General features: G+C 40.3%; 13 protein-coding genes. 9 read left to right on the top strand and 4 right to left on the bottom strand.

Translation table 11 applies throughout. From position 1 onward, the window contains the following. The coding region (gene dnaE / locus ACR2F7_RS02570) for a DNA polymerase III subunit alpha (RefSeq protein WP_432712050.1) at window positions 1-3711 on the bottom strand (3711 nt) is incomplete at its 3' end. Window positions 3712-3761: 50 nt separating this feature from the next. After that, window positions 3762-4256 (bottom strand): lipocalin family protein, encoded by a 495-nt coding sequence (locus ACR2F7_RS02575; protein WP_432712051.1) that lies wholly within the window; start codon window positions 4254-4256, stop codon window positions 3762-3764. Between the two features lie 258 nt (window positions 4257-4514). Between ACR2F7_RS02575 and mdh the strand changes: the two genes are divergently transcribed. Both mdh and ACR2F7_RS02585 read left to right on the top strand, forming a co-directional pair. Next, window positions 4515-5453: a malate dehydrogenase gene (gene mdh / locus ACR2F7_RS02580; protein WP_432712052.1), complete on the top strand. Its 939-nt coding sequence runs from the start codon at window positions 4515-4517 to the stop codon at window positions 5451-5453. A gap of 5 nt (window positions 5454-5458) precedes the next feature. Next, complete coding sequence (locus ACR2F7_RS02585) at window positions 5459-5896, top strand: aspartyl protease family protein (RefSeq protein ID WP_432712053.1); 438 nt, start codon at window positions 5459-5461, stop codon at window positions 5894-5896. Between the two features lie 73 nt (window positions 5897-5969). On the opposite strand, the gene gyrB is transcribed toward ACR2F7_RS02585, so the two are convergent. Continuing rightward, a complete protein-coding gene (gyrB, locus tag ACR2F7_RS02590; protein ID WP_432712054.1) occupies window positions 5970-7928 on the bottom strand; it encodes a DNA topoisomerase (ATP-hydrolyzing) subunit B in 1959 nt (652 codons plus the stop codon). A gap of 311 nt (window positions 7929-8239) precedes the next feature. Here gyrB and ACR2F7_RS02595 point away from each other — a divergent pair, with 311 nt between their 5' ends. Together ACR2F7_RS02595 and ACR2F7_RS02600 are read left to right on the top strand one after the other, a co-directional pair. After that, complete coding sequence (locus ACR2F7_RS02595) at window positions 8240-8839, top strand: OmpH family outer membrane protein (protein ID WP_432712055.1); 600 nt, start codon at window positions 8240-8242, stop codon at window positions 8837-8839. A 71-nt stretch (window positions 8840-8910) separates the two neighbouring features. After that, window positions 8911-9396, top strand: coding sequence for a nucleoside deaminase (locus ACR2F7_RS02600; protein WP_432712056.1), 486 nt, complete (start codon window positions 8911-8913; stop codon window positions 9394-9396). Window positions 9397-9401: 5 nt separating this feature from the next. On the opposite strand, the gene ACR2F7_RS02605 is transcribed toward ACR2F7_RS02600, so the two are convergent. Continuing rightward, window positions 9402-9803, bottom strand: a complete 402-nt coding sequence (locus tag ACR2F7_RS02605; RefSeq protein ID WP_432712057.1) for an RNA-binding S4 domain-containing protein — start codon at window positions 9801-9803, stop codon at window positions 9402-9404. A gap of 78 nt (window positions 9804-9881) precedes the next feature. Between ACR2F7_RS02605 and ACR2F7_RS02610 the strand changes: the two genes are divergently transcribed. The 5 genes from ACR2F7_RS02610 to ACR2F7_RS02630 form a co-directional block, all read left to right on the top strand. Continuing rightward, on the top strand, window positions 9882-10700 hold the full coding sequence (locus tag ACR2F7_RS02610) for a 2,3,4,5-tetrahydropyridine-2,6-dicarboxylate N-succinyltransferase (protein ID WP_432712058.1): 819 nt from the start codon (window positions 9882-9884) through the stop codon (window positions 10698-10700). Continuing rightward, entirely contained in the window at window positions 10700-11839 is a 1140-nt protein-coding gene (locus ACR2F7_RS02615) for a glycosyltransferase family 4 protein (protein WP_432712059.1), read from the top strand. Before ACR2F7_RS02610 ends, ACR2F7_RS02615 begins: the two co-directional genes overlap by 1 nt. Further along, the gene (locus ACR2F7_RS02620; protein ID WP_432712060.1) at window positions 11833-12399 is read left to right on the top strand and encodes an L-threonylcarbamoyladenylate synthase; all 567 of its coding nucleotides are present in this window, start codon (window positions 11833-11835) and stop codon (window positions 12397-12399) included. Before ACR2F7_RS02615 ends, ACR2F7_RS02620 begins: the two co-directional genes overlap by 7 nt. 66 nt (window positions 12400-12465) lie before the next feature. Continuing rightward, on the top strand, window positions 12466-13878 hold the full coding sequence (locus tag ACR2F7_RS02625) for a CCA tRNA nucleotidyltransferase (RefSeq protein WP_432712061.1): 1413 nt from the start codon (window positions 12466-12468) through the stop codon (window positions 13876-13878). 41 nt (window positions 13879-13919) lie between these two features. Next, on the top strand, window positions 13920-14275 hold a 356-nt coding region (locus ACR2F7_RS02630; RefSeq protein ID WP_432712062.1), incomplete at its 3' end, for an IS1096 element passenger TnpR family protein.

The following is a 14275-nucleotide window of genomic DNA, read 5'->3' on the forward strand; positions in this document are numbered from 1 at the left end:
TACCGGCAAGGAAGGTTCTAAAATTAAATCGGCAATGGAGCCTCCGAATAAAGAAGACTGTGCCGACGATTCATTGTTCTGAAAGTCGTTGGCATATTTAATCAGTTTCTCAATACCATTTAGCTTGTCGTTAATGCCGACAAAGAAGAACTGTGCCCTGTGGTAACCAAAACCATCAAAAGCGCCACTGTGGACAAAGCTTTCATAAGCTTTTTTATTAACCGTACGGGTGTTAGAACGTTTAGCAAAGTCGTACACACTGGTAAACATACCTCGGGCATTGCGCTCTTCAATAATACTTTCTACCGCTTTCTCTCCAACACCTTTAACCCCTGAAAGGCCGAAGCGCACTTCGCCACGATCGTTTACAGAGAATTTAATGTCAGATTCATTGACATCAGGACCTAAAACCTGCACATCCATCTTTCGGCATTCTTCCATAAAGAAGGCTACCTGTTTGATGTCGCTCATGTTGTTGGTTAGTACCGCAGCCATATATTCTGCCGGGTAATGTGCCTTTAAATAAGCTGTTTGATAAGCAATCCAGGCATAACAGGTAGAGTGAGATTTATTGAAGGCATAAGAAGCAAAGGCTTCCCAATCTTTCCATATTTTCTCCAGCACCTGTGGTGCATGGCCCTTTTCTGCTGCCTGAGCCACAAATTTAGGCTTCATTTTATCCAGTACATCCTTTTGCTTTTTACCCATGGCCTTCCGCAAAACGTCGGCCTCACCTTTGGTAAAACCTGCCAGTTTCTGCGATAAAAGCATCACCTGTTCCTGGTAAACGGTAATCCCGTAAGTTTCCTTTAAATATTCTTCACAGGCATCAAGGTCATATTTGATCTCTTCTTCACCATTTTTACGACGTACGAAACTCGGGATATATTCCAGTGGTCCTGGGCGATAAAGGGCGTTCATAGCAATTAAATCGGCAAATACAGTAGGTTTCAACTCCTTCATGTATTTCTGCATGCCATTAGACTCGTACTGGAAAATACCGATGGTGTCGCCACGCTGGAAAAGTTCGTAGGTTTTAACGTCATCTATCGGAAACTCATCAGGATCGAGTTCAATACCACTTCTTAATTTTACCAGTTTCACCGTATCCTTAATCAGGGTAAGGGTTTTTAAACCCAAAAAGTCCATCTTAAGCAGACCCGCGCTCTCTACCACGGAGTTGTCAAACTGGGTAACGTAGAGATCAGAGTCCTTTGCCGTAGCAACAGGCACAAAGTTAGTAATGTCATCTGGGGTGATGATGACCCCACAGGCATGGATACCTGTATTTCTTAAAGATCCCTCCAGAATCTGCGCCTGCGAAATGGTCTCCGCACTGAGGTCCTTTGCATTGGCAATGCCCTTTAACTCTACCACGCGTTCATATTCATCTGGACGGAGGCCATCCTTCAATGATTTTTCATCAAGATTGAAAATCTTGGCGAGTTTCATATTGGGAATCAGCTTGGCTATCCTGTTGGCTTCAAAAAGCGGTAAATCCAACACCCTTGCTGTATCTTTAATTGAAGACTTGGCAGCCATGGTACCATAGGTGATGATCTGAGCCACCTGATTGGAGCCATATTTGTTGATCACGTAATCCATTACCCTGCCCCTGCCTTCATCATCAAAATCGATATCGATATCAGGCATGGATACCCTGTCGGGGTTTAGGAAACGCTCAAATAGTAAATCGTACTTTATAGGGTCAATATTGGTAATGCCAAGACAATAGGCTACTGCAGAACCTGCAGCAGAACCCCTGCCCGGGCCTACAGAAACATCAAGCTTGCGTGCTTCGGCAATAAAATCCTGCACAATTAAGAAGTAACCAGGATAACCGGTTTTTTCAATGGTCTTCAGCTCAAAGTCCATCCGCTCGTCTATGGCTGGTGTAATTTCGCCATAGCGTTTTTTAGCCCCTTCATAAGCCAGGTGACGCAAGTATTTATTCTCCCCGCGTTTGCCACCATCGGCTTCATCTTCGGCTACTAAAAACTCTTCTGGGATACCAAATTTAGGTAATAATACCTCTCTGGCTAACTTGTAAATCTCTATCTTATCAACGATCTCCTGGATGTTGACAATAGCTTCTGGCAGATCTGCAAAGAGCGCTTTCATTTCTTCACCAGATTTAAAATAATATTCCTGGTTTGGTAGACCATAGCGGAAACCACGACCACGACCAATTGGTGTGGCTTGTTTTTCCCCATCTTTTACACATAATAAAATATCATGCGCATTGGCATCTTTTTTATTGATGTAATAGGTATTATTAGTGGCCACAATTTTAACATTGTGTTTATTGGCCAGCGTAATTAAAGTTTTGTTGACAATATTCTCGTCTTCCTGGTTGTGGCGCATCACCTCCACATAAAAATCAGGACCGAATTTCTCTTTCCACCACAACAAAGCTTCTTCGGCCTGGTTTTCACCAACGTTGAGCAGCTTGCTGGAAACTTCACCATAAAGGTTACCCGATAGCACAATAATGTCTTCTTTGTATTGCTCTATCACGTCCCTGTCTATCCGTGGCACATAATAAAAGCCTTTGGTATAGGCAATGGAAGACATTTTTGCCAGGTTATGGTAGCCTTTTTTGCTTTTAGCCATCAAAACGATCTGGAAGCCATTATCCTTGCGACTTTTATCAAGGTGGTTTTCACAGACAAAAAACTCACAACCTACAATAGGTTTGATCATCACATCCACAGGCTCTTCACCTTTTTCAATAGCCTGTTGATTTTTAGCCTCCGCACTTTTATTATGGTTCAGCACCTGACTTACAAAATGGAAGGCCCCCATCATATTGGCATGATCTGTCATGGCTACAGCAGGCATTTTATCGGCCGCGGCAGCTTTAATCAGCGCAGGAATGTTAATGGTAGACTGCAGTACAGAAAACTGCGTATGGTTATGCAGGTGCACAAAGGTGGCATCCTGTAACTCTTGTTTATTTTCTTTTAACGTTTGTTTGGAAATGCCTCCACCGGCAGTTTTTTGTAGTCTTTCTCTAATGGACTGTGAGGCCTGTTTAAGGTTGACGTGGTGGATACCGGCTTTCTGAATAACACCGGGATTGGCTTGTTTGAATGCCTGCAGGTATTCTTGTCCGCGTTGCAATTGTTCTGGCTTATAGCCGTCCATTTTCACTAATTGAAGGAAACAACGGGTAGTAGCTTCCACATCGGCAGTAGCATTGTGGGCCTCAGAAAAAGGTTCACCAAATAGATACTGGTGCAGCTCGGTGAGGTTGGGCAATTTAAATTTACCACCACGGCCTCCCGGCAGTTTCAATAATTCAGCGGTTACTTCAGTACAGGTATCAAGCACTGGCATTTCGGCAAGGCGGTTTTCTATGCCCAGGCGATAGAATTCACAGCCCATGATATTGACATCGAATCCTACGTTTTGTCCTACTAAAAACTGTGCTTTCGACAGTGCCATATTGAACTTTGCCAAAGCCTCTTCAAGGGCTATACCTTGTTCTTCAGCAAGTTCTGTAGAAATACCGTGGATACGCTCGGCATCATAGGGGATATTAAAACCATCCGGGCGAACAAGAAAGTCCTGATGTTCAATCAGTTTTCCATATTCGTCGTGCAGTTGCCAGGCAATTTGTATACAGCGCGGCCAGTTAGCCGTATTGGTAATGGGCGCATTATAATTACCTGGTAAACCAGTGGTCTCGGTGTCAAAAATCAAATACATATCGGCAGCAAAATTACGGATTTTTTTCGCAGCCTAAGGGGTAGAATTTGTTAATGTACGGAAGCTTTATCTCTTGTTTGTGGCTTGTGTTCCTGACTAACTAGCTTGCTGGTATCATAACCTTTTGCTTTACAGCGACTAATAATTTCATCTAGCACATCCTTGGGTAAAAATGGTTTGCGGGCCATGATGAAAAGACATTTATGTTCGGGATGACCTACAACTACATAAGAGTAATCTTCAGGGAGTTCGATGATCCAATAATTAAATTTGAAAGGCCAAACCATTTGTGCTTTATATTCTGCATTGCCTGTACCGCGAACGGTAAAGAGCTTGGAGCGCATGTATTTCTGCTTGTCTTCTCCTACAACTTTGTAAGTGGTAAAGACCGCATAGTAGCCATCAGGGTGAATAACATGGGTCATGGTGGTTTGTCGCCAATGGGTATCCATAAAGGTTGGTATTGAATAAAGCGAATACCACTTTCCAGCATAGGATAGCACGTCAACTTTTTCTACAGGCATATTATCCATGATCGGGTCCATTAATTTACGATGAAGCAAATGTAAATTCTTTATCATAAAACCCGTAACGAAACATAAAGTTTTAAAAAGCATTTTTTATGAAGGCCTAATTTTATACCTTGTCATAAATGAAAAGGGTTGCATGATGCATTAAATAATTAAATTTGCACCTTTAAAGGATGAAACCTTTTTATGAAACCATTATCAGCTTGCCGCTTTGAAAAAGCGAAACCCAGCTGATGATAGCTTTATAACAATTAAAGTAAAAATTAGAAAACTATGAAAATAACTGTTGTAGGGGCTGGTGCCGTAGGCGCTACTTGTGCTGATAATATCGCAAGAAAAGAATTAGCACAAGAACTAGTTTTATTAGATATAAAAGAAGGTTTTGCTGAAGGTAAAGCCATTGATATGATGCAAACGGCGGCACTTTTGGGCTTTGACACCAAAGTTACGGGAGTGACCAACGATTACAGCAAAACAGCAGGATCTGCCGTGGCAGTGATTACATCGGGTTTACCTCGAAAACCGGGGATGACCAGGGAAGAGCTGATTGGCATAAACGCAGGCATTGTAAAAGGTGTGGCAGAGAATATTTTAAAATACTCTCCAAAGGCGATCATTATCGTAATCAGCAACCCAATGGATACCATGACTTACCTTGCCTTAAAATCTTTGGGTCTGCCTAAAAACAGAATCATCGGCATGGGTGGAACGTTAGACAGTTCACGTTTTAAATATTATTTAAGTGTTGCTTTAAACTGCAATTCAAATGACCTGCAAGGCTTTGTAATTGGTGGTCACGGTGATACTACTATGATTCCTTTAACACGCTACGCTACTTACCAAAGTTTACCGGTAAGTGAGTTATTAGACAAAGCTACTTTAGATAAGGTTGCTGCTGATACCATGGTTGGCGGGGCAACATTAACAGGTTTATTAGGCACTTCGGCATGGTATGCTCCAGGTGCTGCAGGTGCGGCATTGGTGGAAAGTATTGTGCGTGATGAAAAGAAATTGTTTACTTGCTGCGTTGCCTTAGAGGGCGAATACGGACAAACTGACATCTGTTTAGGCGTGCCTGTAATTGTGGGTAAAAATGGATGGGAATCTATTATAGACTATAAATTGACAGAAGATGAGCAGGCTGCATTTAACAAAAGTGCCGATGCTGTTAGAAGCATGAATAATGTGCTGGCAGAAATGCAACTGATCTAATAGCCATGAACAAAATTACTGTTCCGCTAAGGCTACTGAATTTACAAGACGACGGTTTCCACCTTTTGGTGGAAATTGTTGTTTTTGGAGAGATCAAACTTGCGGTTGTAGATACAGGGGCTTCAAGAACGGTATTTGATAAAGCATTGATTGAGGAACATCGTGATGAAATCGTACTCCATGAAGATCCACATGTGGAAGACCACCAGGCCACTACCCTATTTAGCACTTCAAATGCAGTATTGGCTACTTTACCCCTGATCAAGATCGGCGGCTTAAAGTTAAAGAAATATACGGCGGTGGGTCTAGACCTGCAAAGTGTGAATGAGACTTACCAGCAGTTAGGTCACCCTGCCATTGTTGCTATTCTGGGTGGAGACATCCTGTTGAAATACCATGCTGTGCTCAATTACAAGAAATTACGATTAAAGCTGTACAAATAAAAATTCAGCTGTATAAAAAAAGGCTTGATCATCTGTCATAATGATCAAGCCTTTTATATTGATAGAAGCTTAATTAAGCATCAATCTTAGCATATTTTGCATTTTTCTCAATGAAATCACGTCTAGGTGCAACCTCATCACCCATTAACATGGAGAAGGTACGGTCGCATTCCACAGCATTCTCAATGGTTGCCTGTAATAAAGTACGGTTAGCAGGATTCAAAGTAGTATCCCATAATTGCTCCGCATTCATCTCACCAAGACCCTTATAACGCTGAATGTGTACGCTTTCTTCTTTACCTGCACCTTTTAAACGTTGCACGGCAATGTCACGCTGCTGGTCATTCCAGCAATATTCCTGCTCTTTACCTTTTTTCACCAAATACAAAGGCGGTGCAGCAATATAAACGTAACCGGCTTCTATTAAAGCTTTCATGTAACGGAAGAAGAACGTTAAAATTAAGGTTGTAATGTGAGAACCATCGATATCCGCATCCGTCATGATCACGATTTTGTGGTAACGAAGTTTAGTGAGGTTTAAAGCTTTATCATCTTCAGGTGTACCAATGCTGACACCCAAAGCAGTAAACATGTTCTTGATCTCATCATTTTCATAGATCTTATGTTCCATGGCTTTTTCCACATTCAGGATTTTACCTTTCAGGGGAAGGATAGCCTGGAAATTACGGTCACGGCCTTGTTTTGCCGTACCACCCGCTGAATCTCCCTCGACAAGGTAGATTTCGCATTTTTCAGGATCACTGTCAGAACAATCGGCAAGCTTACCTGGTAAACCAGAGCCCCCCATTACACTTTTACGTTGCACCATTTCGCGTGCTTTACGCGCTGCTGCACGGGCTGTTGCTGCAATAATAACCTTATTGATGATCAGCTTTGCTTCCCTTGGATTTTCTTCAAGGTAGTTATTCAAGGCTTCACCAACGGCAATATCTACCGCACCCATTACTTCAGAGTTTCCTAATTTGGTTTTCGTCTGTCCTTCAAACTGAGGCTCCTGTACCTTAACAGAAATTACAGCCGTAAGACCTTCCCTGAAATCATCACCCGTGATTTCAACCTTCATGTTCTTTAACAAACCAGACTTATCCGCATAACTTTTTAAAGTACGCGTTAAGCCTCTTCTGAAACCGGCAATATGTGTACCCCCCTCATGGGTGTTGATGTTGTTAACGTAAGAATGGACATTCTCAGAATAGCTGTCGTTGTATTGCAAAGCCAGTTCTACAGGAATACCATTTTTAATTCCCTCTACGTAAATAGGTTCTTCAATTAAAGATGGACGGTTGCCATCTAAAAATTGAACAAATTCTTTTAATCCACCTTCAGAGTGGAAAAGTTCAGTAGTATAGTCACCGTTGTCATCAACTTCTCTTTCATCTGTTAGGGTAAGCTTAATGCCTTTATTTAAATAAGCAAGCTCTCTTAAACGTGCTGCCAAAGTATCATAACGATATTCCGTAGTTTGTGTAAAGATGGTATCATCTGGGGTAAAGGTAATAATGGTACCTCTTTTATCAGTTTCACCAATAGACTTTACGTCATATAATGGCTTACCAATGTTATATTCTTGTACCCATATTTTACCTTCGCGGTGGACTTCAGCTTTTAAATGAGTGGAAAGTGCGTTAACGCAACTTACCCCTACACCGTGTAGACCACCAGAAACTTTATACGTATCCTTATCGAATTTACCACCGGCATGTAATACAGTCATTACAATTTCCAGTGCTGAGATTTTCTCTTTAGTCGTGATGCCTGTTGGAATACCACGACCATTATCTTCCACGCGAATGGAATTGTCTTTTAAAATATTTACCTGGATCGTATCCGCGTGTCCGGCTAATGCTTCATCAATCGAATTATCAACAACCTCATATACCAAATGGTGTAAGCCTTTGGCACCTGTATCACCAATATACATGGAAGGGCGTTTACGAACCGCTTCTAATCCTTCCAACACCTGTATATTATCTGCCGAATAATTTGACTTTGAATCTTGTTCTTCGCTCATATTTATCATTAAAAAATTAAATCCAAAATTAACGAATTAAGCGCAAACCACCGCACATGTGGATAACTATTTGACCTAAAAACAGCATAAATACATGTAAAAATCACTCTTTTTTAGGATACTAAATTTGAAATTTTATATTTGCTAAAATTTAACGACTGTCGTTTATATTTATAACTTTAAAAGGCTGCTGCCTTTATGTAAGCTATCAAACTTTAAAAAATAATAAATACGCAATGAAAACGTCATGATGCTGTTCAATAATAAGCTCATGATCATTCATCACCCTTAAAAATTTAATATATAAAATAATGAAAATCTCGACACTAAAATTAAGCGGCATCGCTACCGCAGTTGCTATAGTATCTGTTATGGCTTCATGTCAGAATAAAGAGACTCCTGCTACTACGACTACAAAAACGGAAACGGCTGCTGTATCTACTAAGGAACAAATTGTGTATGTTAACTCTGACTCTTTATTAACTAAATACCAGTACTTTAAAGACTTACAAGCTAAAATGGAAGCAAAATCTAAATCTGCTCAAGCAGATATGGGTGCTAAAACTCAGGCTTTCCAAAGAGAAGTTACAGAATACCAACAAGCACAAAATACAATGCCTGCTGACCAAAGAGCCTCTACTGAGCAAAGGTTAGCACGTAAACAACAAGAATTACAGGCTTACCAACAAAATGCAGGTTCAGCTTTACAACGTGACCAGGCTACAGAACAAGAAAAATTGTATGATAAAGTAGCTGATTACTTAAAAGATTACGCTAAGAAAAAAGGTTTTAAAATGGTGCTTACTTATTCAAAAGGAAACAGTGCTATTCTTTTTGCTGACGAATCTTTAGATATTACAAGTGAAGTGATTGTAGGCTTAAATGACGCTTACAAAGCAGACAAAAAATAATTCAAATTAACGAATAGGAGATGCCCTGATTTTCGGGGCATTTTTTTTGTACCTTATTTTTGATGTTAGAAATGGAAAACGATACACAAGTACACGAAAAGTTTATGCGCATCGCTATTGAATTAGCGGAGAAAAACGTATTAGAAAGCATCGGTGGCCCCTTTGGTGCCGTTGTGGTAAAGGATGGCGAAATTATTGCTCAGAGTGGTAACTGTGTAACAGCAACAAATGACCCTACAGCACATGCTGAAATATCAGCCATCAGACTGGCCTGCACCAAACTGAATAATTTTGATTTAACAGGATGTGTAATTTACACCAGTTGTGAACCTTGTCCGATGTGCCTGAGCGCCATTTACTGGTCGCGCATGGCCACCGTTTATTATGCCAACACGAAGAATGATGCGGCCAACATCGGTTTTGACGACCAATTCATTTATGAAGAACTAGAAAAACCCATGGCAGAAAGAAGCTTACCGGTCATCCAACTGATGAGAGATGAAGCACAACAGGCATTTACCCTGTGGTCGCAGTCGCCAATGAAAACTGATTACTAAATCTCTTATTTATCTTCTTCAAAAAGATTATCTGTCAGGTCGTCAATCTCACGTCTGTCTCTTTTAGTAGGTCTGCCGGCGCCACGGTCTCTTTTGAGCACTGGGGCATGGAACATAGATTTAAACGCATGCGTTTCTTCTAAAGGGGTGATATCCTTATACTTGGTTACAGCAATTTTAGCTTCCACCCTATTGTATAAAAGTTCTACGACCTCGATTAATTTCTTCTCGATGCCCTTGGAAACCTGGTAGATATCGCCAGGTTTTACAATGGCCGAAGGCTTAATATTCTGCCCATTCATTTTAACCCGACCAGCCTTACAGGCTTCGGTAGCTAATGTTCTGGTTTTAAACAGCCGTATAGCCCATAAATATTTATCTATCCTAAGTTTTTCTGCTTCTGCCATAAAAAAACAAAAATACATAAGAAAACACCGCTCAATACATAAATTTCATTTATTTTGTGAAAAATTAGAAATAAACATATGATAGCAGAATTAAAAAAGTTGGTTGAAGCCGCTTGGGAAGACAGAACTTTGTTAGAATATTCACAATACTACGAAGCCATTGAAACCGTGATCATGCAGTTAGATACTGGTGAACTTAGAGTTGCTGAACCAATTTTAAATTCATGGGCTATAAATGAATGGGTAAAAAAAGCAGTAATCCTTTATTTCCCAATCAGAGAAATGAAAGAAATTACCGTAGGACCTTTCGTTTACCATGATAAAATGAAATTGAAAACCAATTACAAAGAAATTGGTGTGCGTGTTGTGCCTAATGCAGTAGCAAGATATGGTGCTTATTTAGCTAAAGGGGTTATTTTAATGCCTTCTTATGTTAATATTGGTGCTTATGTTGACGAAGGTACCATGGTTGATACCTGGGCAACTGTAGGTTCATGTGCACAAATTGGTAAAAATGTCCACTTAAGTGGTGGTGTTGGTATTGGTGGTGTGTTAGAACCGATCCAGGCTGCACCGGTAATTATTGAAGATAACTGTTTTATTGGTTCAAGAGCTATTGTTGTGGAAGGCGTACGTGTAGAACGTGAAGCTGTATTAGGTGCTAATGTTGTCCTTACTGCATCAACAAAAATTATTGATGTAAGTGGACCTACCCCAGTAGAATACAAAGGTATCGTTCCTGCGCGTTCCGTAGTAATACCAGGAAGTTATACAAAAACTTTCCCTGCCGGAGATTTCCAGGTGCCATGTGCCTTGATCATCGGAATGCGTAAAGAATCTACAGATAAAAAGACTTCCTTAAACGAAGCTTTGAGAGATAATAACGTAGCAGTCTAATGAATATTGGTTTTGATGGAAAAAGAGCGGCCAACAACCTTACCGGCTTAGGTAATTACAGTCGCTCGCTGCTTGCACAACTGGTGCAGCTTTTCGATCAAAACCAATATTTTGTTTATACCCCTAAAGTATCAAAAAGCCCGCGCATTACGGGCTTTTTTAAGTCTTTACCACTAAACTTAAAATTACCTTTACGCAATTCCATCAAATTGATGTGGCGTAGTTTCGGTATTAAAAAGCAACTTGTACAGGATCATATTGACCTGTTTCATGGACTGAGCCAGGAGATTCCAGTTGGCTTAGCACCTTTAAAAATCAAATCTGTGGTCACCATTCACGACCTCATTTATTTGCGTTTTCCGGAATATTATAATGCTGTAGATCGATATATCTATAACCGCAAAAGTGAGTATGCCTGTAAGAATAGCGACCGCATTGTGGCCATTAGTGAGCGCAGCAAAAAAGATATTATAGAATTTTATGGTGTACCTGCTGACAAAATAGAAGTAATTTATCAAAGTTGCGACGAGTCTTTCAAAAAAATCTATCCGCAAGACATTAGAGAAAAAGTATTAGCGCAATACGACCTGCCTGCAAAATATATTTTGAATGTGGGTACCATTGAGCCCCGTAAAAATCTGCTACTCCTGATTAAGGCTTTACCCCATATTGATGCAACCTATAAATTGGTTGTGGTGGGTAAGCAAAAGGCCTATGCCAAATTGGTAAAAGCAGAAATAGCGCATTTGAAGCTCGAAGACAGGGTGATTTTCCTGGAAAACATTCCCTTTCAGGATTTACCTGTCATTTACCAGCTGTCATCCTTATTTGTATATCCATCTTTGTATGAAGGATTTGGAATCCCCATTATTGAAGCCTTATATGGAAATGTGCCAGTTATTGCTGCAACAGGCTCCTGTTTGGAAGAAGCAGGCGGTGCAGCGAGTATTTACATTGCCCCTGATAATGCTGAAGCTTTGACGTTTCAGGTGAATAAAGTTCTAGCTGATCCTGCCTTGCAGCAGCACATGAAAGCAGAAGGGTTGAAATATGTACAGCAGTTCGATGATCAATTATTGGCAAAGAAAATGATGGACTGTTATTTGAACACGTTAAATGGTAAATTTGCATCATGTTAAAAACAGAAATAGATAAGGCCATTACTGTATTGAGAGAGGGTGGAGTTATCCTGTACCCTACAGATACGGTATGGGGATTGGGCTGTGATGCCACTAATGAGGCTGCAGCAGCTAAAATAAATGCCATTAAAGGCCGTACGGATGATAAAAGCTTTATTGTACTTTTAGATGCTGACACAAAACTACAGAGTTATGTAACGGAAATTCCTGATGTTGCTTATGAGCTGATTGAATATGCAGAAAATCCTTTGACAATTATATTTTCAGGGGCAAAAAACCTCGCGAAAAATGTAATCAACAGCGATGGTACTGTAGGCATCAGGGTGGTAAAGCATGACTTCTGTCAACAGCTCTTGCAAAAGTTTAGAAAGCCAATAACCTCCACATCTGCAAATATTTCCGGAAAGCCTACCCCGGCATTCTTTGATGAAATTGACCCAGAAATTATTGCGGCAGTAGACTATGTGGTAGATTGGGAGCAGGAACTCACTACCCCTAAAAAATCATCTACAATAATGAAATTAGGCCCCAGTGGGCAATTTTCCTTTATTAGAAGGTAACTTTTAGTACTTTTGCAAAAATAAAAACTGCGCTGGCACCCTTGCCTTTTGCTGTGGATCAAAACTATGGAAAAACACTTAAAACATCCGGTTTTCAAGGTGCTTGCTGATATTGCCAGTCATAATAATATCGAAGCTTATGTAATTGGAGGTTATGTACGTGATATTTTCCTGCATCGACCGTCAAAAGATATCGATATTGTAGTGCTGGGGAATGGAATAGAATTTGCTGAATTAGCAGGTAAACAGCTCAAAACAAAGGTTGCTGTGTTCAAAAATTTCGGAACCGCTATGTTAAAGTATCAGGATCTTGAATTAGAATTTGTTGGCGCCAGAAAAGAATCCTACCGTGCAGACTCCAGGAAACCTATTGTTGAAAATGGCTCCATTGAAGATGACCAGCTGAGAAGGGATTTCACCATCAACGCCTTGGCTATCTCTTTAAATAAGGCTAATTATGGTGCTTTAGTAGACCCTTTTGATGGTGTGGCAGATTTGCAGCAGCAGTTGATCAAAACGCCGCTGAATCCGGAAATTACCTTTTCTGATGATCCTTTGCGCATGATGCGTGCCATCCGTTTTGCTTCGCAATTAAATTTCAATATTGATGAAGCTGCCTTAGCGGCCATTACCAAACAAAAAGACAGGGTAGCGATTCTTTCTAAAGAACGCATTACCGATGAGCTGAATAAAATAATTCTTTCGCCCGTACCATCCATTGGTTTTAAATACCTATTCGATACAGGCTTGTTAAAGTTAATTTTTCCGGCAATGGCCAACCTTTATGGTGTGGAAATTATTAACGGAAAAGGGCATAAAGATAATTTTTACCATACGCTGCAGGTGCTGGATAATATATCTTTGAATACAAATGATTTATGGTTACGCTGGGCCGCAATTTTACACGATATTGCAAAACCAGCAACCAAACGTTTTGAGGAAGGACATGGCTGGACTTTTCATGGTCATGAGGATAAAGGCGCAAGGATGGTCCCTCAAATCTTTGCACAGCTGAAACTGCCATTGAATGAAAAGATGAAATATGTGCAGAAATTAGTGCAGCTGCATTTACGGCCAATTGTTTTGGCACAGGAAGTGGTCACTGACTCTGCCGTAAGACGATTACTTTTTGATGCTGGTGATGACATTGAAAGTTTAATGTTGTTGTGCAATGCTGATGTGACCACTAAAAATGAATATAAGGTAAAAAAATACCGCAACAACTTTGAGCTGGTCAAACAGAAACTTAAAGACGTTGAGGAACGTGATAAAGTGAGGAACTGGCAACCCCCTATTTCTGGCAACGACATCATGATGATGTTCGGCCTTGCCGCAGGTAAGGAAGTTGGTTTATTAAAGAATGCAATTCGCGAGGCCATCCTAGAAGGAGAAATTACCAATTCTTACGAGGAAGCGGTACAATTTATGTTAAAGAAAGCAAAAGAATATGGCCTAAGCCCTGTTCAAAAAAGCATATAACCAATCCATATTGTTAATAACTAAAAGAAATAAAGGCTCAAATGGCAATTTATAGATTTAAAGTAAGTTTCGAAGATTTCGACGAAGTGGTTAGAGAAATCGACATCAAGTCTACACAAAAATTTGAGGATTTACACAAAGCAATTCACCGGTCTACAGGTTATGATGCGGAAAAGTCCTCCTCTTTTTATGTAAGTACTGATCATTGGATTAAAGGGGATGAAATTGCCTACCTGCCTAATCAGCGAAAAATTGACAGGGGTGTTAATTTAATGGAAAATGTAAAGTTGAGCAGCCTGATTGAAGATCCTCATCAGAAGTTTTATTACATCTACAACTTTGACCGTCCTTTTGATTTCCATGTGGAGCTGATTAAGATTATTCTGGAGACAGACCC

The sequence above is a fragment of the Pedobacter sp. genome (assembly GCF_045628745.1).
In the GTDB taxonomy this organism is placed as follows: domain Bacteria; phylum Bacteroidota; class Bacteroidia; order Sphingobacteriales; family Sphingobacteriaceae; genus Pedobacter.

Excerpts from the sequence above, each read along its gene's own strand:
- ACR2F7_RS02575 (WP_432712051.1), bottom strand. The coding sequence starts at position 4,256 with ATGGACCCGATCATGGATAATATGCCTGTAGAAAAAGTTGACGTGCTA.
- mdh (WP_432712052.1), top strand. The coding sequence starts at position 4,515 with ATGAAAATAACTGTTGTAGGGGCTGGTGCCGTAGGCGCTACTTGTGCT.
- ACR2F7_RS02585 (WP_432712053.1), top strand. The coding sequence starts at position 5,459 with ATGAACAAAATTACTGTTCCGCTAAGGCTACTGAATTTACAAGACGAC.
- gyrB (WP_432712054.1), bottom strand. The coding sequence starts at position 7,928 with ATGAGCGAAGAACAAGATTCAAAGTCAAATTATTCGGCAGATAATATA.
- ACR2F7_RS02595 (WP_432712055.1), top strand. The coding sequence starts at position 8,240 with ATGAAAATCTCGACACTAAAATTAAGCGGCATCGCTACCGCAGTTGCT.
- ACR2F7_RS02600 (WP_432712056.1), top strand. The coding sequence starts at position 8,911 with ATGGAAAACGATACACAAGTACACGAAAAGTTTATGCGCATCGCTATT.
- ACR2F7_RS02605 (WP_432712057.1), bottom strand. The coding sequence starts at position 9,803 with ATGGCAGAAGCAGAAAAACTTAGGATAGATAAATATTTATGGGCTATA.
- ACR2F7_RS02610 (WP_432712058.1), top strand. The coding sequence starts at position 9,882 with ATGATAGCAGAATTAAAAAAGTTGGTTGAAGCCGCTTGGGAAGACAGA.
- ACR2F7_RS02615 (WP_432712059.1), top strand. The coding sequence starts at position 10,700 with ATGAATATTGGTTTTGATGGAAAAAGAGCGGCCAACAACCTTACCGGC.
- ACR2F7_RS02620 (WP_432712060.1), top strand. The coding sequence starts at position 11,833 with ATGTTAAAAACAGAAATAGATAAGGCCATTACTGTATTGAGAGAGGGT.
- ACR2F7_RS02625 (WP_432712061.1), top strand. The coding sequence starts at position 12,466 with ATGGAAAAACACTTAAAACATCCGGTTTTCAAGGTGCTTGCTGATATT.